General features: G+C 64.0%; 15 protein-coding genes. 12 read left to right on the top strand and 3 right to left on the bottom strand.

Going from position 1 to position 18,239, the window contains the following annotated elements; genetic code table 11:
- Positions 1-81 precede the first annotated feature (81 nt).
- The 10 genes from DCM80_RS19470 to DCM80_RS19425 all read left to right on the top strand — a co-directional run bounded on the left by DCM80_RS19470 (position 82) and on the right by DCM80_RS19425 (position 8,572).
- On the top strand, positions 82-759 hold the full coding sequence (locus tag DCM80_RS19470; RefSeq protein ID WP_257193170.1) for a DUF4286 family protein: 678 nt from the start codon (positions 82-84) through the stop codon (positions 757-759).
- A gap of 239 nt (positions 760-998) precedes the next feature.
- Positions 999-2,798, top strand: a complete 1,800-nt coding sequence (locus DCM80_RS19465) for an FAD-dependent oxidoreductase (protein ID WP_257193169.1) — start codon at positions 999-1,001, stop codon at positions 2,796-2,798.
- Complete coding sequence (locus tag DCM80_RS19460) at positions 2,768-4,615, top strand: 2-oxoacid:acceptor oxidoreductase subunit alpha (RefSeq protein WP_257193167.1); 1,848 nt, start codon at positions 2,768-2,770, stop codon at positions 4,613-4,615. The genes DCM80_RS19465 and DCM80_RS19460 overlap by 31 nt, the downstream gene beginning before the upstream one ends.
- On the top strand, positions 4,612-5,667 hold the full coding sequence (locus DCM80_RS19455; protein ID WP_257193166.1) for a 2-oxoacid:ferredoxin oxidoreductase subunit beta: 1,056 nt from the start codon (positions 4,612-4,614) through the stop codon (positions 5,665-5,667). Before DCM80_RS19460 ends, DCM80_RS19455 begins: the two co-directional genes overlap by 4 nt.
- A 106-nt stretch (positions 5,668-5,773) precedes the next feature.
- Positions 5,774-6,394 carry a hypothetical protein gene (locus DCM80_RS19450; RefSeq protein ID WP_257193165.1) on the top strand — a complete coding sequence of 207 codons (621 nt, stop codon included), beginning with the start codon at positions 5,774-5,776 and terminating at the stop codon, positions 6,392-6,394.
- Between the two features lie 35 nt (positions 6,395-6,429).
- The gene (locus DCM80_RS19445; RefSeq protein ID WP_257193163.1) at positions 6,430-6,879 is read left to right on the top strand and encodes a DsrE family protein; all 450 of its coding nucleotides are present in this window, start codon (positions 6,430-6,432) and stop codon (positions 6,877-6,879) included.
- Positions 6,880-7,123: 244 nt separating this feature from the next.
- Positions 7,124-7,447, top strand: coding sequence for a helix-turn-helix transcriptional regulator (locus DCM80_RS19440; protein WP_126255144.1), 324 nt, complete (start codon positions 7,124-7,126; stop codon positions 7,445-7,447).
- Positions 7,444-7,875 carry an SRPBCC domain-containing protein gene (locus tag DCM80_RS19435; protein ID WP_257193162.1) on the top strand — a complete coding sequence of 144 codons (432 nt, stop codon included), beginning with the start codon at positions 7,444-7,446 and terminating at the stop codon, positions 7,873-7,875. The genes DCM80_RS19440 and DCM80_RS19435 overlap by 4 nt, the downstream gene beginning before the upstream one ends.
- A 45-nt stretch (positions 7,876-7,920) precedes the next feature.
- Positions 7,921-8,124 carry a hypothetical protein gene (locus DCM80_RS19430; RefSeq protein ID WP_257193161.1) on the top strand — a complete coding sequence of 68 codons (204 nt, stop codon included), beginning with the start codon at positions 7,921-7,923 and terminating at the stop codon, positions 8,122-8,124.
- Positions 8,125-8,131: 7 nt separating this feature from the next.
- Entirely contained in the window at positions 8,132-8,572 is a 441-nt protein-coding gene (locus DCM80_RS19425) for a DUF1801 domain-containing protein (RefSeq protein WP_257193160.1), read from the top strand.
- Between the two features lie 229 nt (positions 8,573-8,801).
- On the opposite strand, the gene DCM80_RS19420 is transcribed toward DCM80_RS19425, so the two are convergent.
- The 3 genes from DCM80_RS19420 to DCM80_RS19410 are packed head-to-tail and all read right to left on the bottom strand — an operon-like array spanning position 8,802 to position 13,588.
- A complete protein-coding gene (locus DCM80_RS19420) occupies positions 8,802-10,340 on the bottom strand; it encodes a SpoVR family protein (RefSeq protein ID WP_257176923.1) in 1,539 nt (512 codons plus the stop codon).
- On the bottom strand, positions 10,337-11,614 hold the full coding sequence (locus DCM80_RS19415; RefSeq protein ID WP_257197979.1) for a YeaH/YhbH family protein: 1,278 nt from the start codon (positions 11,612-11,614) through the stop codon (positions 10,337-10,339). Before DCM80_RS19415 ends, DCM80_RS19420 begins: the two co-directional genes overlap by 4 nt.
- Before the next feature lie 30 nt (positions 11,615-11,644).
- On the bottom strand, positions 11,645-13,588 hold the full coding sequence (locus DCM80_RS19410) for a PrkA family serine protein kinase (RefSeq protein WP_028138205.1): 1,944 nt from the start codon (positions 13,586-13,588) through the stop codon (positions 11,645-11,647).
- A gap of 785 nt (positions 13,589-14,373) precedes the next feature.
- Between DCM80_RS19410 and DCM80_RS19405 the strand changes: the two genes are divergently transcribed.
- The gene (locus DCM80_RS19405) at positions 14,374-17,223 is read left to right on the top strand and encodes a bifunctional transaldolase/phosoglucose isomerase (protein WP_257193158.1); all 2,850 of its coding nucleotides are present in this window, start codon (positions 14,374-14,376) and stop codon (positions 17,221-17,223) included.
- Positions 17,224-17,235: 12 nt separating this feature from the next.
- A complete protein-coding gene (gene gnd, locus DCM80_RS19400; protein ID WP_257193156.1) occupies positions 17,236-18,231 on the top strand; it encodes a phosphogluconate dehydrogenase (NAD(+)-dependent, decarboxylating) in 996 nt (331 codons plus the stop codon).
- Positions 18,232-18,239: the final 8 nt, after the last annotated feature.

The following is an 18,239-nucleotide window of genomic DNA, read 5'->3' as shown; positions in this document are numbered from 1 at the left end:
GCAGCAGCCGGGCCTTCATGGTTCGAGACGCGCGAAGACGCGCTCCTCACCATGAGGGGTGAGCATGGAAGGACAAGAACAATGCCGCTCGCCGGAAAGGGCATGCTGCTGACGTCGATGAACATCGACGCTGCGGACGAGGCCGATTTCAACCGCTGGTACGATCGCGAGCATCTGGAAGAACGCGTCGCGATCGACGGATTTATCGAAGCGCGGCGCTATGTCGCGCATGCCGCCAATCCCAAATATCTCAGCCTGTACTCGACCGCGACGCTCGAGGTGCTCGACAGCCCCGCCTACAAGGCGCGGCTGGCGAACCAGACCGAATGGTCGCGGCAGACCATGGCGCGCTTCAAGGACATGCTCCGCGTGGTCGCGCGGATCACCGTCAGCAACGGCACCGGACGCGGGGCCGCACTCGGCCTGGTCCGGCTGCGGCCGACGCCGGACAATGCCGCGGCATGGCGTGATGCGCTGCAAGAAAAACTGGCGCCGGACAAGCGCGACGGCATCATCTCGATGCACCTGCTCGAAAGCGAGCCCGAATTGTCGGGTGCAAAAGCAGGAATTCCGGCGACAGCCAACGAAGGCGCGCGCGACTGGTTCGTGCTGATCGACGGCACGCAAATCGGTGCGGTCTCCGCCGTCATCGCCGAGCGCTTTACAGGCCCGGCGGCGGCGCCCTTCCCGTTTCCCGTCTCGGTCGGCACCTACTGCCTGATGTGGGATCTCGCGAAGAGTGACATCGCGCGCGGCTGACGCACTCGCACGCACCGCAACATGCTGCAACGCACGCATGTTGCGTGCGCCGTTAATGCTGTGCGCGCGTAGCTCCCATGAAAGCGTGGGTGCGCGCAATTTTGCCGTTGTACTTCGGAACGGTTCTAATAAGCTAACCCAATGACGTCATTCAGAAACCAGATCGAGGCGCGTTAAGCGTCCGCCAGGCTCAACAAAAGAGGCCGCCGGGTCTTTGAGCCTGCGCGGACAGGGTAGGAATGAAACCGACCGATATTGCGGCCCCCGACTACTTTCACAAAGTGGTCGATTGCCAATGGGCCTGTCCTGCGCACACCCCGGTTCCCGAATACATCCGACTGATCGCCCAGGGCCGCTACAGCGACGCCTACATGATCAATTGGAAATCGAACGTGTTTCCCGGAATCCTGGGACGCACCTGCGATCGTCCGTGCGAGCCGGCGTGCCGGCGCGGACGCGTCGAGGAAAATCCCGTCGCGATCTGCCGCCTCAAGCGCGTCGCGGCGGACTTCAAGGACGACATCACGCAGCGCCTACCGCGGCCATCGCCGAAGAACGGCAAGCGCGTCGCGCTGGTCGGCGGCGGCCCCGCGTCGCTGACAGTGGCGCGCGATCTGGCGCCGCTCGGCTATCACTGCACCGTGTTCGATGCCGATCCGGAAGCCGGCGGCATGATGCGCACGCAGATCCCGAAATTCCGCCTGCCCAATTCCGTGATCGACGAAGAGACCGGCTATATCCTGGGCCTCGGCGTCGAGTTCAAAGGCGGTCACCGCATCGAGAGCATGAAGGCGCTGCTCGCGGAAAAATATGATGCGATCTTCGTCGGCTCGGGCGCCCCGCGCGGCCGCGAGCTCGACATTCCCGGCAGGAAGGAAGCGGCCAGCAACATCCACATCGGCATCGAATGGCTGGCCTCGGTCTCGTTCGGCCATACCGACAAGATCGGCAAGCGCGTCATCGTGCTCGGCGGCGGCAACACCGCGATGGATTGCTGCCGCACCGCGCGCCGGCTCGGCGGCGAGGACGTCAAGGTGATCGTCCGCTCCGGCTTCGAGGAGATGAAGGCCTCGCCCTGGGAGAAGGAGGATGCGCTCCACGAGGACATTCCGATCCTCAATTTCATGGTCCCCGTCGCCTTCATCCATGACAACGGCAAGCTCAGCGGCATCACCTTCCAGAAGGTGAAGGCCGAGTACGACGCCAAGGGCCGCCGCAACCTCGTTCCCTCGGGCGAGCCGGACCAGACCATCGCATGCGACGACGTGCTGGTCGCGGTCGGCCAGGAGAACGCCTTCCCCTGGATCGAGCAGGATTGCGGCATCGAGTTCGACAAATGGCACATGCCCAAGGTCGATCCCAAGACCTTCGTCTCGACCAATCCAAGAGTGTTCTTCGGCGGCGACGCCGCGTTCGGGCCGAAGAACATCATCTGGGCGGTCGCGCACGGCCATGACGCCGCGCTGTCGATCCACAAGATGCTCTCCGGCGAGGACATCACCGAGCGTCCGCTGCCCGACGTGCAGGTCTCGTCGCAGAAGATGGGCATCCACGAATGGAGCTATGACAACGACATCTCGGTCGACAAGCGCTACAAGGTGCCGCATCGCGACAAGGTGATCGCGCTGAGGGACATCCGCGCCGAGGTCGAGCTCGGTTACGACGTCAAGCTCGCGCTCGGCGAAGCGCATCGCTGCCTGAACTGCGACGTGCAGACCGTGTTCTCGACCTCGCTCTGCATCGAGTGCGACGCCTGCGTCGACATCTGCCCGATGGATTGCATCACCTTCACGGGTAACGGCGAGGAAAGCGACCTGCGCCAGCGCCTGAAGGCGCCATCACTCCATCCCGACCAGGATCTCTACGTCTCCAGCGACCTCAAGACCGGGCGCGTGATGGTCAAGGACGAGGACGTCTGCCTGCATTGCGGGCTGTGCGCCGAGCGTTGTCCCACCGGCGCCTGGGACATGCAGAAATACTTCATCGAGATGACCCACGCAGGTTCGACATGTCCGACAAAAAGCCGATCAGCAGCGTAAACGACTTCGTCGTCCGCTTCGCCAACGTCAACGGCTCGGGCTCGGCCAGCGCCAACGAGATGTTCGCGCGCGCGATCCTGCGCCACGGCGTTCCGGTGTCGCCCCGCAACATCTTCCCCTCCAACATCCAGGGCCTGCCGACCTGGTACGAGGTGCGGGTGACGGAGGACGGCCATCTCGGCGCCCGCGGCGGCGTCGACATGATGGTGGCGATGAACCCGCAGACCTGGGACAAGGACGTCGCCGGCATCGAGCCCGGCGGCTATCTGTTCTACGATTCCACCAAGCCGATGCCGTCGACCAAGTTCCGCGACGACATCACCGTGATCGGCGTGCCGCTCACCGCGATCACCAACTCGACCTACACCGATCCGCGCCAGCGCCAGCTGTTCAAGAACATCATTTATCTCGGCGCGCTCTCGGCCCTGCTCGACATGGACCCGAAGCTGATCGAGCAGCTGATTGGCGAGCAGTACAAGGGCAAGGAGAAGCTGCTCTCCTCCAACGTCCACGCGCTGCATCTCGGCCGCGACTGGGCGCTCTCGAACCTGAAATGCCCGATCGGGCTTCGCGTCAAAAAATCCGACAAGGTCGGCGACCGCATCTTCATCGAAGGCAACAGCGCCGCCGCGCTGGGCGCCGTCTATGGCGGCGCCACCGTGTGCGCCTGGTATCCGATCACGCCGTCCTCGTCGGTGGCCGAGGCCTTTACCGCCCATTGCAAGAAGTACCGGCACGACCCTGAAACGGGCAAGGCGAAATACGCCATCGTGCAGGGCGAGGACGAGCTGGCCTCGATCGGCATCGTGATCGGCGCGTCCTGGAACGGCGCCCGCGCCTTCACCGCGACCTCAGGTCCCGGCATCTCGCTGATGACCGAGTTCATCGGCCTGTCGTATTTCGCCGAGATCCCGGCCGTGATCATGAACATCCAGCGCGCCGGCCCCTCGACGGGCATGCCGACGCGCACCCAGCAATGCGACATCATCGCCTGCGCCTATGCTTCGCACGGCGACACCAAGCATGTGCTGCTGTTCCCGGAAGACCCGGCCGAAGCGTTCGAGTTCGCGGCCGCCGCGTTCGATCTCGCCGAGCGGCTGCAGACCACGATCTTCCTGATGCTCGACCTCGACATCGGCATGAACCACCGGCTCTCCCGCCCGCTGAAATGGGACGATTCCAAGCAGTATGACCGCGGCAAGGTGATGACCGCGGAGATGCTGGATGAGGGCCGCGACTTCGGCCGCTATCTCGACGTCGACGGCGACGGCATTCCCTATCGCACCTATCCCGGCACACACCCGACCAAGGGCTCCTATTTCACCCGCGGCACCTCGCGCGACCGCTATGCGCGCTATTCCGAGGAGGGCTCGGTCTACGCCGACAACATGCAGCGCCTGATGCGCAAATTCGAGACCGCGCAGGACCTGGTGCCGCGGCCGCTGCAGGCCAATGCGGAACGGCCGACCAAATATGGCGTGATCTATTTCGGCTCGACTTCGCCGGCCATGGACGAGGCGATCGGCCTGCTGGAGGCGCGCGGCCATCAGCTCGACCGGCTGCGCATCCGCGCCTTCCCGTTCCATTCGAGCGTCGCGAGCTTCCTCGCCGAGCACGACTTCGTCTACGTGGTCGAGCAGAACCGCGACAGCCAGCTGCGCCAGCTCATCGTCAACGAGAACGGCATCGATCCCGTTCGCCTCGTGCCGATCGTGCACTACGACGGCACCCCGATCACCGCACGCTTCATCGCCAAAGCCATCGGCGACCACCAGGATCACCTCAAGGTGACCCCGCTCCGCAAGGCCGTGTCATGACCTACATCGCCAAGCCGAAATTCCATCATCCCGCGCTGAAGCCGAACGAGCTCGGCTACACGCGCCGCGATTACGAGGGCAAGATCTCGACGCTGTGCGCCGGCTGCGGCCATGACTCGATCACAGCCTCGATCATCGAGGCCTGCTACGAGCTGTCGATCGAGCCGCACCGGGTGGCGAAGATCTCCGGTATCGGGTGCTCCTCGAAGACGCCGGACTATTTCCTCGGCAATTCGCACGGCTTCAACTCCGTGCACGGCCGCATGCCCTCGGTGCTCACAGGCGCCAACCTCGCCAACCGCGATTTGATCTATCTCGGCGTTTCCGGCGACGGCGATTCCGCCTCGATCGGCTTCGGCCAATTCGCGCATTCGATCCGGCGCGGCGTCAACATGACCTATATCGTCGAGAACAACGGCGTCTACGGCCTGACCAAGGGCCAGTTCTCCGCGACCGCCGATCGCGGCTCGAAGAGCAAGAAGGGCGTCACCAACACTGACAACGCTATCGACCTCGTCGCCATCGCGCTGCAGTTAGGGGCCACCTTCGTCGCGCGTTCCTTCTCCGGCGACAAGACCCAGCTGGTGCCGCTGATCGCGGCCGCGATCCGCCACAAGGGCGCGTCCTTCATCGACGTCATCAGCCCCTGCATCGCCTTCAACAACCACGCCGGCTCGACCAAGAGTTTCGACTATGTCCGCGAGCACAACGACGCGGTGAACCGGCTCGACGTGCTGGTCGGACGCGACCCGATCGCGGTCGATTACGCGCCCGGGACGGTGCAGGTGGTCGAGCAGCACGACGGCAGCAAGATCGCGCTGCGCAAGATCGACGCGGACTACGATCCGCATGACCGGCTGGGCGCCCAGACCTTCCTGGCTAGGCACGCCGCCAAGGGGCAGATCGTCACCGGGCTCCTCTACGTCGACCCCGAGGCGGAAGACCTGCACGAGCACCTCAACACGGTCGAGACCCCACTCAACGCGCTGGAAGCGGACACGCTGTGCCCGGGCTCGGCGGTGCTGGACAAGATCAACGCCAGCCTGCGGTGACCGGGCGGAACGCTTGAACGCGCTGCGCCGGCGCCGCGACTAATGGCAGACCGGCCTTTGCCGCCCTGCCGCGGCGGGCCATTGCCGCCAAGCGCCCGGTGCGATCATGAAGCTTGCTCTTGTCCTTCCGCTTGCCCTTGCCGCATTCATCGGCGCCGCCCAAGCCGAGGAAGGCGACGACATCCGCGAGGCCAGCAAGGCTGAATCGGAGGCCTTCAATGTGCGCATGTATGCGGGCAAGCCGGGCGACAAGGCCTATGCCTGCTTCGTCCGCCGCTACGACGCCGACCACCTGGCACGCCATCCCAAGCAGAAGGTCGCCGCGATGAAGCTGCTGGTCTCGTCGGAACTGGACAGGGAGGACAAGGAACTGCACCATTCCTTCCGCCTCGGCTTCGGGTACCGTCACCGTAGCGGCAATTTCGACTCCAGCGGATCGTGTAACCACGCCGTGTTCACCAGGAATGGCAGCGAGGTGCGCCTCGGCTGCGGCGTCGATTGCGACGGCGGCGGCATCGGCGTTGCGCTCTCCAAGGACGACAAGGCGACAATCGTGCGGCTCGAGCGGGTGCGCGTCTGGCAAAATAACAAGCCGGACGATGAGGCCGAACATGCGCTGGTCGGCGGCGCCGACGACAGGATCTTCCGGCTCGATCGCACCGAGACTAGCGAATGCGCTTCGCTGGTGACCGACCGCAAGGAGCTCGCCGCGCTGCGCCGCAAGTGATACTGTCCGGCATCGTCGCTTTCGGGGAGGCCGCCATGAATCGCCGCAACATCTTGTGGAGCGCCGTCTCGGCACTTGGCGCCGCGTTCGGCGCCTCACGTGCGCAAGCAGCCAGCGAAGCCGGCCCAGGCAACAAGCTCAAGGTGGTCTATCACCTCAGCGACGCCGAGAAGGTCAATTTCGTGCTCGGCAACATCCAGAACCATATCGACGGCGTCGGCGGCCCCGAGCATGTCACGATCGCACTGGTGATCCACGGACCGGCGCTGAAGGCGTTTCATTCGGCGCAGGCCAATCCCGACATCAGCAGGCGCGTCAGTGATTTCTCCAAGGACGGCGTCGAGCTCGCCGCCTGCGGCAACACGATGAAGGCGCAGAACGTCACGTTGGCGGATCTTTTGCCGGGCTTCGTCAACCTGGAGAAGGGCGGCGTGGTTCGCATCGCCGAGCTGCAGTCGCAGGGGTATCTTTATTTGCGGCCGTAGGCCGGGCTCGGCGCCACATTCTCCATAATTGCGAGCGCAGCGACTTGTCCGCCGACGCCTTGGCGAAGGCGGAAGCAATCCAGACTTTTCTCCGCGGAGACAGACTGGATTGCTTCGTCGCAAGGGCTCCTCGCAATGACGCGGAGAGGGCTGCGCCAGCCATCGCCGCAGCCTCCCCCGTACTTGACTTACCCATAACTCAGCAGTTATAGATTTATTCATAACCTTCTAGTTATGGATCGCCATGTCCCCTGCCCCCGATATCCTGTTCCGGACCCTCGCCGACCCCACGAGGCGGGCGATCTTCGAGCGGCTGTGCCGCGAGGGCGAGCAGACGGTCGGGGCGCTGACGGTGCGATCCGGGGTTTCGCAGCCGGCGGTCTCGAAGCATCTCGGCGCGCTGAAGCAGGCTGGCCTCGTGCGCGACCGCCATGAGGGACGCCAGACCCATTACAGCGCGCAGCCCGGCGCGCTCAATCCGCTGATCGACTGGACCAGCCAGATGTCGTCGTTCTGGCAGCGGCGGCTCGACGCGCTCGACGATCTCCTGAAGAGGATGGACCAATGACCGAAACCTCAGGCCAGACGCGCTCCGTGGTGGTCGAGCGCGAATTTGCCTATCCCGCCGAGCGGCTCTGGCGCGCGCTGACGCAGCCGCACCTGATCGAGGAATGGCTGATGAAGAACGACTTCAAGCCTGATGTCGGCCATCGCTTCAACCTGCGCGGCGAATGGGGCGGCGTGCTGGACTGCGAGGTTCTCACCATCGAGCCGCAGAAGAGCCTCGCCTATACCTGGAACTTCTCGCATGAGGATGCCGCCTTCGACCTCAGGAGCGTGGTGACCTTCACGCTGACGCCGACCAGCGCGGGCACGCATCTGCGCGTCGAGCAGGCCGGCTTCAGCCCGACGCAGAAGCAGGCGTTCGGCGGCGCGCATGCCGGCTGGAAGCAGTTCCTGGCAAAGCTGGACGAGGTGCTGGCGCGTGGGGACTAGCTCGTCCGCCGTGTCGATCACCAAACATTCGCAAGGGAGGATCCGATGAGCACGCAGATGTGGATTCGGCAAATTCATCGTTGGCTGTCGATGGCTTTCACGCTGGCCGTCATCGCCAACATCGTCGCGATGATCATGCAGCTCCAGGCGGTGTGGACCGGAATCCTGGCACTCGTGCCGCTGATTCCGTTGCTCGCGACCGGACTGTATCTGTTCGCGCTGCCCTATCTCGGCCGCAGCAACGCTTGAGGCGAGGATGAAAAAATCCGTGACAGCAAAGAAGGTCGACACGACGGAAGCGAACGGGCTTTCACCCGCCAAGCTGATCGACGGCAGGATCAAGGAGCTGGGCGACTGGCGCGGAGACATGCTGAAGCGGATCCGCGCCCTGATCAAGGAAGCCGACCCTGACGTCGCGGAAGCGTGGAAATGGCGCGGCGTTCCCGTGTGGGAGCACGACGGCATCATCTGCACCGGCGAGACTTACAAGCAAGTGGTGAAGCTGACCTTTGCCAAGGGCGCGGCACTCGACGACCCCTCAGGCCTGTTCAATTCCAGCCTCGACGGCAACGTGCGGCGCGCGATCGACATTCGCGACGGCGAGACAATCAACGAGAAGGCGCTGAAGGCATTGATCCGCGCTGCGGTGGAGCTGAATGCAGCGAAGAAGAAGCCGGCAAGGAAACGATCGACCTAGCGCAGCCGCTGTGCGAGCCACGAGAGCCTTCCTTCTCCCCTTGTGGGAGAAGGTGGCGCGAAGCGCCGGATGAGGGGTTGTTTCCGCTCATTCCGATGAGATTTGGATCCGCGGAGAGATACCCCTCACCCCAGCGAGTGTGTGTCTGCCGGAGTCGCTGCCCTCTCCCGCAAGGGGAGAGGGCACATCAACGCGCATCTCGCCCATGGCTCCGCACAATCAGTCGCCGTCACGCCACCGCGGCGGGGATCGGGCGCGGGCTCACGACGTATTCGCGCAGGACCTTGTCGTTGGAATCGACCTCGATCAGCGCGACGTCGTAGGTCCAGAGATCGGCGAGGTGCTGCAGCACGCGCTTGGCATCGGTCTCGTTGAGCTGCGCGCCCTTGATGACGTGGTGATGCAGGATCAGGCGGCGGTCGCCTGAGAGATCGACGTCGACCACCTCGATGTTGGCGTCGATGTAGCCGACATCATGCTGCCGAGCCAGCTCGCGGCGGACGCGGCGGAAGCCGCGCTCGTCGTGGATGGCGTCGACCCTGATGCCGGCACGCTCCTCGGGATCGTCGTGCAGGTGGAACATGCGGAAGTGCCGCATCAATTTGGGGCTCAGGAACTGCGCGATGAAACTTTCATCGCGGTAATTGGCCCAGACGTCGCGCAGCACGCCCATCACGTCATTCTTGCCGGCGATGTCGGGGAACCATTCGCGGTCCTCGTCCTCCGGCCTGGTGACGATACGCTCGATGTCCTGCATCACGGCAAAGCCGAGCGCGTAAGGGTTGAAGCCGGAGAAGCGCGGATCGTCGAACTCGGGCTGGAACACCACATTGGTGTGCGAGCCCAGGAATTCGAGGAAATTGCCGTCGGTGATGCGGCCCTGCTGGTGCAGCTGGGTCATGATGCGATAGTGGACGTAGGTCGCCGTCCCCTCGTTCATCACCTTGGTCTGGCTCTGCGGATAGAAATATTGCGCGATGTGGCGGACGATGCGGAGCAGCTCGCGCTGCCACGGCGCCAGCCGCGGCGCGCTCTTCTCCAGGAAGTAGAGCAAATTCTCCTGCGGCAGACCGAGCAGCTTGCGGCGGCGCTCGATGCTGAGCGCAGAGCGGGTCTTGCTCTTGCCGGCCGGCACGGTGCGCCAGAGGTCGTTGAAGACCTCTTCCTCGTGCTGACGACGCCGCCCGGCCCGCTTCTCCTCGGCGCGCAGGTCGAGCTTCTTCTTGCCGGGATAGCGGTCGATGCCGTGCGACATCAGCGCGTGCGCGGCGTCCAGGGTGCGTTCGACCTCGATGCGGCCGTAACGCTCCTCGCACTGCATGACGTAGTTCTTGGCGAAGTCGAGATAGTCCAGGATGCCGTCGGCATCGGTCCACTGCTTGAACAGGTAATTGTTCTTGAAGAAGTGATTGTGGCCGAAGGCGGCGTGCGCGATCACCAGGGTCTGCATCGTCGCCGTGTTCTCCTCCATCAGATAGGAGATGCAGGGCGAGGAGTTGATCACGATCTCGTAGGCGAGCCCCATCAGACCCTTGCGGTAGGACGCCTCGTGGAAGGCGAAATGCTTGCCGAACGACCAGTGCTTGTAGAACAGGGGCATGCCGACCGACGAATAGGCGTCCAGCATCTGCTCGGCGGTGATGACCTCGATCTGGTTCGGATAGACGTCGAGCCCGAGATCCTTCAGCGCCACCTCCTCGCAGGCATCGGTGATGCGCTGCAAGGTGTGGAAGTCCCAATCGGCGCCTTCAAACAATCGTTCCGTCATGGAGCGGCCTTCTCCTGGGACGTTTCGCGGCGCTGGAACAGATCGTGGAACACCGGAAAGATCTCGCTGCGCTCCGAGACCTTGCGCATCGAGAGCGGCGCGCCACCGTTGCGCAGGCGCTCATAGAGGCTCCAGAGCGAGGAGTCGGAGAGATCGAAGGCGCTGCCGCCGGACTCCCCGACCTCGAGATAGGCAAAGAACTGGCAGACCGGCAGGATCTTGTCGGTCAGCAGCATGCCGGTGAGCTCGCCGTCGGAATAGGAATTGTCGCCGTCGGAGGCTTGCGCGGCGTAGATATTCCAGTCCGACGGGTTGAAGCGCTCGCGCACGATCTCGTGCATCGCCTGCAAGGCGCTGGAGACCAGCGTGCCGCCCGAGGCCGGGCCGTAGAAAAAGGTTTGCTCGTCGACCTCCTCGGCGCGGTCGGTGTGGCGGATGAAGACGATCTCGACGTGCTTGTACCGGCGCTTCAGGAACACGTAGAGCAGCATGTAGAAGCGCTTGGCGAGATCCTTCATGTGCTCGGACATCGAGCCCGAGACGTCCATCAGGCAGAACATCACCGCCTGCGCCACCGGCCGCGGCACCGTCTCGAAGCGGCGGTAGCGGATGTCGAGCGGGTCGATGAAGGGGATGCGCTTGGATTTCGCCTTGAGTTTCTCGAGCTGGGCGAGCAGCACCTCACGCTCGTCCTCGTCGGTGCAGGCCGCGATCGTAGCTTCGAGCTCCTCGATCTCGTCCTTGCGGGGACGCTTCAGCGCGATGCGGCGGGCCAGCGCGAGCTTCACTGTCCGGCTCACCGAGATGTTGGCGGGCGAGCCCGACGTGGTGTAGCCGGCACGCTGGATGCCCTCGCTCTCGGTCTGCGCGATCTTGCGCTTGGCAAGATCTGGCAACTCGAGATCGTCCAGGAACAGGTCGACGAATTCGTCGCGGGACAGCACGAAGCGGAACGCGTCCTCGCTGTCGCCTTCGCCCGGGCCGGAATCCTTGGCGCGGCCCTGGCCGGAGCGCTGTAGATAGTCGCCCTCGATGAACTTCTTGTTGCCGGGCAGCACCATGTCGCGCGTGCCACCCTCGCGGCGGAAGCGCGGCTCGTGCATGCCGTCGAGGGGGATCGTGACCTCGCCCCCCTCCAGGACGTCCTTGATGTCGCGCTCCTGCGAGGTCTTCTTGACGGCGCCCTGCACCAGGGACTTGGCCCGACGCAAGAACCGCTGGCGGTTCTCAAGACTCTTGCCGCCTGGATTCAGGCGCCTGTCAATAATGTGAATGGGCACTTTACCATTCGCCTCCCATCCGCCTCAACCGGCCTGCTTCACGCGCATGTACCATTCGACGAGCCGGCGAACCTGACGCTCGGTGTAGCCACGCTCCACCATGCGTGCGACGAACTCGCCATGCTTCTTCTCCGTCTCGCCGTCCTTCTTCGACCCGAAGGAGATGACCGGAAGCAGGTCCTCGACTTGGGAGAATATCCGCTTTTCGATCACATCGCGAATCTTCTCGTAGGAGGTCCAGGCCGGATTCTTGCCGCCGTTCTGGGCCCGCGACCGTAACGAGAATTTGACGACCTCGTTGCGGAAGTCCTTGGGGTTGGCGATGCCCGCCGGCTTCTCGATCTTCGTCAGCTCCTGGTTCAAAAGCTCGCGATCGAGCAGCTGGCCGGTGTCGGGATCCTTGAAGTCCTGGTCCTCGATCCAGGCGTCGGCATAGTCGACGTAGCGATCGAACAGGTTCTGACCGTAATCCGAGTAGGATTCCAGATACGCCTTCTGGATCTCATTGCCGATGAACTCGGCATAGCGCGGCGCCAGATCCGCCTTGATGAATTCGAGATAGCGCTTCTCGACTTCCTCCGGCAGCTGCTCCCTGCGGATCGCCTGCTCCAGCGCGTACATGAGATGAACCGCGTCGGCTGCAACTTCCTGCGGGTCGTGGTTGAACGTCGCAGCCAGGATCTTGAAGGCGAAGCGGGTGGAAACGCCGTCCATGCCCTCGTCGACGCCGGCAGCGTCGCGATATTCCTGGACGCTGCGCGCCTTCGGGTCGGATTCCTTCAGGCTCTCGCCGTCATAGACCCGCATCTTGCCGAACAGGGTGGAATTCTCGTGCTTGCGCAGGCGCGACATCACCGAGAACCGCGCCAGCGTCTCCAGCGTCGAGGGCGCGCACGGCGCCGCGGCGAGCTCGGAGCCCTGGATCAGCTTCTCGTAGATCTTCTGCTCTTCGGTGACGCGCAGGCAGTACGGCACCTTGATCACGCAGATGCGGTCGATGAAGGCCTCGTTGTTCTTGTTCGCCTTGAAGCTCGCCCACTCCGCCTCGTTGGAGTGCGCCAGGATCACGCCGGTGAACGGGATCGCGCCGATGTTCTCGGTGCCGATGTAATTGCCTTCCTGCGTCGCGGTGAGCAGCGGGTGCAGCATCTTGATCGGCGCCTTGAACATCTCGACGAACTCGAGCACGCCCTGGTTGGCGCGGTTGAGGCCGCCAGAATAGCTGTAGGCGTCGGGATCGTTCTGGGCGTAGGTCTCGAGCTTGCGGATGTCGACCTTGCCGACCAGCGAGGAGATGTCCTGATTGTTCTCGTCGCCGGGCTCGGTCTTGGCGATGGCGATCTGGCGCAGCCGCGACGGCTGGATCTTGGCGACCCGGAACTGGGAAATGTCGCCGCCGAAGGCTTCCAGGCGCTTGTAGCACCACGGGCTCATCAACCCGGTGAGACGCCGGCGCGGAATGCCGTATTTCTCTTCCAGCATCGGGCCGAGCTGATCGGGATCGAACAGGCTGAGCGGACTCTCGAACACCGGCGAGAGTTCATCGCCGGCCTTGAGCACGTAGATCGGATGCACTTCCATCAGCGACTTCAGCCGCTCGGCGAGCGAAGACTTGCCGCCGCCGACGGGCCCGAGCAGGTACAGGATCTGCTTGCGCTCCTCGAGGCCCTGCGCCGCATGGCGGAAGAAACCAACGATGCGCTCGATGGTTTCTTCCATGCCATAGAAGCCGGCGAAGGCCGGATAGGTCCGGATCGTGCGGTTCAAAAAAATACGGCCAAGGCGTGGGTCCTTGGCCGTGTCAATCGTTTGAGGTTCACCGATCGCCGCTAGCAATCGTTCGGCCGCGTTCGCGTATTTCATGGGATCGCTTCGACACGATTCCAGATATTCCGCCATCGACATGTCGTGCTGGCTTCTCGCCTCGAACGACCGAGCGAAAGCGTTGAATAGAGAATCGTTGTACATGATCCCTCTCCGCGTGAGTTCCGCTACAAGCTGAAACGAAAGCAGTTACCGGACCGTTCCTCAGGCCGTTTCGAATCAGCGTGAGCACATGACGATCATTGGACACCCGGGTGCCGACACGACGCAACGCACAACGTAGGCACTCGTTGAGTTACGAACAGGCACCTGCCCGTATTTTGTGCGAATCTCCGTCTATATTGGCTCATTTCCAGAAAATGTCACTTGGTCGCAACATCCGGGCCTTACCGGGGATGCGTTCATCCGGCGTTGCAGCATAGCGAGCCGCCAGCGGCGATCTTATGACGCTCGTAGGGCGAAGCCTTGAGCGCAGCTTTGAGAGCCGCGTTCATCTTCCTGCTGCAATGCGGTGCACAGAGTGCGCGTCGCCACGCAGCACTGTATCAAGTCGACTGCCAAGACCGGATGGACGCTCCGATCGTTCTGCGCGGATCAAGTTGAGGATACGGCGGAATGGCCGCTTCAAGTCGGACGTCGGCGTCAGCGCGATCATCTCGTGCCCGCGGCGCCGGTCAGCAGAATTTTGGGCAATCGAATTCAGGGCGAATTGACGTTGCCGACTGGACTCGGCCGAGCTTTCGGCCGACGACTTTTTACGCAACAGGGCTACTGTCGCCGGGATCGCCATGATCGCGACGGAGTTACACCGGAGGGTAGGACGCCTGTACCCTTGATTGGTTCCCTCCCGGGAGCATGTAAGCTAGAGGATAGCGCGTCAGGACTGGCGCGGAAACCCCTCGCCCGCAGGCTTGGAGATAAAAAGCATCATGAATCCCGTCAAAGAACTGGAAAAGCACGGACAAGCGGTCTGGCTGGACTTTTTGGCCCGTGGCTTCATCGCCAAGGGCGACCTGAAGCGGCTGATCGACACCGACGGCGTCAAGGGCGTCACCTCCAATCCCTCGATCTTCGAGAAGGCGATCGGTAGCTCGGACGAATACGATGCGCCGATCGGCAAGGCGCTGAAGCGCGGCGACCGGACGGTGGCCGATTTGTTCGAGACTGTGGCGGTCGAGGATATCCAGAACGCCGCCGACGTGCTGCGCCCGGTCTATGACCGCCTCGAGGGAGGCGACGGCTATGTCAGCCTCGAGGTCTCGCCCTATCTCGCCATGGACACATCGGGCACGGTCGCCGAAGCGCGGCGGCTGTGGAAGGACGTCGGCCGCAAGAACCTGATGGTGAAGGTGCCGGCGACGCCCGAGGGCCTGCCGGCGATCGAGACGCTGATCGGCGACGGCATCAGCATCAACATCACGCTGCTGTTCTCCAGGGCGGTCTACCTCCAGGTGGCCGAAGCCTACATCGCCGGTCTGGAGAAATACGTCGCCGGCGGCGGCGACCCTGCGCATGTCGCGAGCGTGGCGAGCTTCTTCGTCAGCCGTATCGATTCCGTGGTCGACAAGCAGCTCGACGACAAGATCGCACGCGCCAACGATCCGTCCGAGAAGGAGCGGCTCGCCGCGCTGAAGGGCAAGGTCGCGATCGCCAACGCCAAGGTCGCCTACCAGGACTACAAGCGCCTGTTCGCAGGTCCCCGCTGGGACAAGCTCGCCGCCAAGGGCGCCAAGCCGCAGCGCATGCTGTGGGCCTCGACCGGCACCAAGAACAAGGATTACAGCGACGTCCTCTATGTCGAGGAGCTGATCGGCCCGGACACCATCAACACGGTGCCGCCGGCGACGTTGGACGCGTTCCGCGACCACGGCAAGCCGCGCGATAGCCTGGAAGAGAACGTCGATGACGCCAGGCGCGTGCTGGAGGAGCTGGAGCGCTCCGGCATCTCGCTCGACGCCATCACCGAGGAGCTGGTCAAGGACGGCGTCAAGCTGTTCGCGGACGCCGCCGACAAGCTCTACGGCGCGGTCGCCCACAAGCGCGCCACCGTGCTCGCTCCCGCACTCGATCGGCAGCTTCTCTCGCTTGGCGACGGCCTCGGCAAGGCGGTGGCTGAGAGCACCGAGGAATGGCGGGCGTCCGCCAAGATCCGCAGGCTGTGGCAGCGCGACAAGTCGGTCTGGACCGGCATTGATGAGGACAAATGGCTCGGCTGGCTCGACAGCCCCGCCAAGGCCGATGTCGCCGATTACGAGGATTATGCGGGCCGCGTGAAGGGGCAGAAATTCTCTGACGCCGTCGTGCTCGGCATGGGCGGATCGAGCCTCGGGCCCGAGGTGCTGGCCGAGACCTTCGGCAAGAAGCCCGGCTTTCCGAAGCTGCATGTGCTTGACTCCACCGATCCGGCCGAGGTCCGCGCGATGGAGGCGAAGATCGACATCGCCAACACCGTGTTCATCGTCTCGAGCAAGTCCGGCGGCACCACCGAGCCGAACGCGATGAAGGATTATTTCCATCAGCAGGTTGCCAAGGCGGTGGGTGCGAAGGTCAAGACCGGCCACCGCTTCATCGCGGTCACCGATCCCGGCTCGTCGCTGGAGAAGGCGGCGAAGAAGCTGAACTACGCCCGCATCTTCCACGGCGAGCCCTCGATCGGCGGCCGCTATTCGGTGCTGTCGCCGTTCGGCCTGGTGCCGGCGGCAACCGCCGGCATCGACGTCAAGACCTTCGTCAAGCATGCGCTCTCGATGGCCCGCTCCTGCGGCCCGGACGTGCCGCCGAGCGAAAACCCGGGCGTGCAGCTCGGCCTTGCCATGGGTCTCGCCGGCCTCGAGGGCCGCGACAAGGTGACGATCCTGGCCTCGAACAAGATTGCCGATTTCGGCGCCTGGGCCGAACAGCTGATCGCGGAATCGACCGGCAAGGAGGGCAAGGGCCTGATCCCGATCGAGGGCGAGACGCTGGGCGATCCCAGCGTCTACGGCAACGACCGCTTCTTCATCGACATCCGCGTCGAGGGCGAAGCGGATGCCGCCCACGATTCCAAGCTCGCCGCGATCGAAGCGGCCGGCCATCCCGTGGTGCGCATCGTCATGAAGTCGATCGACCATCTCGGCCAGGAGTTCTTCCGCTTCGAGATGGCCACCGCCGTGGCGGGCTCGATCCTCGGCATCAACCCGTTCGACCAGCCGGACGTGGAAGCGGCCAAGATCAAGACCCGCGAGCTCACCGCCGCGTTCGAGAAGACCGGCGCGCTGCCGGAAGAGCAGCCGGTCGTCAGCACCGACGAGGCCGATCTCTACACCGACGAGGCCAACGCCACGGCGCTGCGCGCCGCCGGCGCCAATGGCGATCTCAGCTCCTGGCTGAAGGCGCATCTGTCGCGATCCAGCGATGGCGACTACGTCGCGCTGCTCGGCTACATCGCGCGGGACAAGGCGACGATCGATGCGCTGCAGGCGATGCGGCTGGAGGTGCGCGAGAAGCGGCATGTCGCGACCTGCGCCGAGTTCGGACCGCGCTTCCTGCACTCGACCGGGCAGGCCTACAAGGGCGGACCTGACAGCGGCGTGTTCCTCCAGATCACCGCCGACGACGCCAAGGATCTCAAGGTGCCCGGCCAGAAGGCGAGCTTCGGCGTGATCAAGGCGGCCCAGGCGCGCGGCGATTTCGACGTGCTCACCGAACGCGGAAGGCGCGCGCTGCGCGTGCACCTGAAGGGCGGGCTCACGAAGGGCCTCGCCGCGCTCAATGCGGCGCTCAACGACGCGCTCACTTAAGGAATATTGCCAATGCAACTCGGCATGATCGGCCTCGGCCGGATGGGCGGCAACATCGTTCGCCGCCTGATGCGCCAGGGACATTCGACCGTGGTCTACGACAAAGACGCCAAGGCGGTCGCGGGCCTTGCCGCCGACGGCGCAGTCGGCTCGGCAACGCTCGAAGAGTTCGTTTCGAAACTGGAGCGGCCGCGGACGGCCTGGGTGATGCTGCCTGCGGGGCACATCACCGAGACGACGATCGAGACGATCGCAGGCGTAATGCAGGCGGGCGACGTCATCATCGACGGCGGCAACACCTTCTGGCAGGACGACGTCCGCCGCGGCAAAGCGCTGAAGGCCCGCGGCATCCACTATGTCGACGTCGGCACCTCGGGCGGCGTCTGGGGTCTCGACCGCGGCTATTGCATGATGATCGGCGGCGAGAAGACCGTGGTCGACCGGCTCGATCCGATCTTCGCCGCGCTCGCGCCCGGTGCCGGCGACATTCCGCGCACGGAGGGGCGCGAGGGCCGCGATCCCCGCATCGAGCAGGGCTATATCCACGCCGGCCCCGTCGGCGCCGGCCATTTCGTCAAGATGATCCACAACGGCATCGAATACGGCCTGATGCAGGCCTATGCCGAAGGGTTCGACATCCTCAAGAACGCCAACGTCGAGGCCCTGCCGGCGGATCACCGCTACGATTTCGACCTCGCCGACATCGCGGAGGTGTGGCGGCGCGGCAGCGTGATCCCGTCCTGGCTGCTCGATCTCACCGCCACGGCACTCGCCGACAGCCCGCAGCTCTCGGAATATTCCGGCTACGTCGAGGATTCCGGCGAAGGACGCTGGACCGTGAACGCCGCGATCGACGAGGCCGTACCGGCCGAAGTCCTGACCGCGGCGCTCTACACACGTTTCCGTTCCCGTCGGGAACACACCTTCGCCGAGAAAATTCTCTCCGCGATGCGCGCGGGATTCGGCGGCCACAAGGAGCCGAAGCAGCCGGGCACCAAGCCGAAATAAGACGCAAC

Origin of the sequence: Bradyrhizobium sp. WBOS08, from assembly GCF_024585125.1 — a bacterium.
Classification (GTDB): Bacteria; Pseudomonadota; Alphaproteobacteria; order Rhizobiales; family Xanthobacteraceae; genus Bradyrhizobium; species Bradyrhizobium japonicum_B.
This window is presented reverse-complemented; position numbering and strand designations above follow the sequence as displayed.

Excerpts from the sequence above, each read along its gene's own strand:
- DCM80_RS19470 (WP_257193170.1), top strand. The coding sequence starts at position 82 with ATGCCGCTCGCCGGAAAGGGCATGCTGCTGACGTCGATGAACATCGAC.
- DCM80_RS19465 (WP_257193169.1), top strand. The coding sequence starts at position 999 with ATGAAACCGACCGATATTGCGGCCCCCGACTACTTTCACAAAGTGGTC.
- DCM80_RS19460 (WP_257193167.1), top strand. The coding sequence starts at position 2,768 with ATGTCCGACAAAAAGCCGATCAGCAGCGTAAACGACTTCGTCGTCCGC.
- DCM80_RS19455 (WP_257193166.1), top strand. The coding sequence starts at position 4,612 with ATGACCTACATCGCCAAGCCGAAATTCCATCATCCCGCGCTGAAGCCG.
- DCM80_RS19450 (WP_257193165.1), top strand. The coding sequence starts at position 5,774 with ATGAAGCTTGCTCTTGTCCTTCCGCTTGCCCTTGCCGCATTCATCGGC.
- DCM80_RS19445 (WP_257193163.1), top strand. The coding sequence starts at position 6,430 with ATGAATCGCCGCAACATCTTGTGGAGCGCCGTCTCGGCACTTGGCGCC.
- DCM80_RS19440 (WP_126255144.1), top strand. The coding sequence starts at position 7,124 with ATGTCCCCTGCCCCCGATATCCTGTTCCGGACCCTCGCCGACCCCACG.
- DCM80_RS19435 (WP_257193162.1), top strand. The coding sequence starts at position 7,444 with ATGACCGAAACCTCAGGCCAGACGCGCTCCGTGGTGGTCGAGCGCGAA.
- DCM80_RS19430 (WP_257193161.1), top strand. The coding sequence starts at position 7,921 with ATGAGCACGCAGATGTGGATTCGGCAAATTCATCGTTGGCTGTCGATG.
- DCM80_RS19425 (WP_257193160.1), top strand. The coding sequence starts at position 8,132 with ATGAAAAAATCCGTGACAGCAAAGAAGGTCGACACGACGGAAGCGAAC.
- DCM80_RS19420 (WP_257176923.1), bottom strand. The coding sequence starts at position 10,340 with ATGACGGAACGATTGTTTGAAGGCGCCGATTGGGACTTCCACACCTTG.
- DCM80_RS19410 (WP_028138205.1), bottom strand. The coding sequence starts at position 13,588 with ATGTACAACGATTCTCTATTCAACGCTTTCGCTCGGTCGTTCGAGGCG.
- DCM80_RS19405 (WP_257193158.1), top strand. The coding sequence starts at position 14,374 with ATGAATCCCGTCAAAGAACTGGAAAAGCACGGACAAGCGGTCTGGCTG.
- gnd (WP_257193156.1), top strand. The coding sequence starts at position 17,236 with ATGCAACTCGGCATGATCGGCCTCGGCCGGATGGGCGGCAACATCGTT.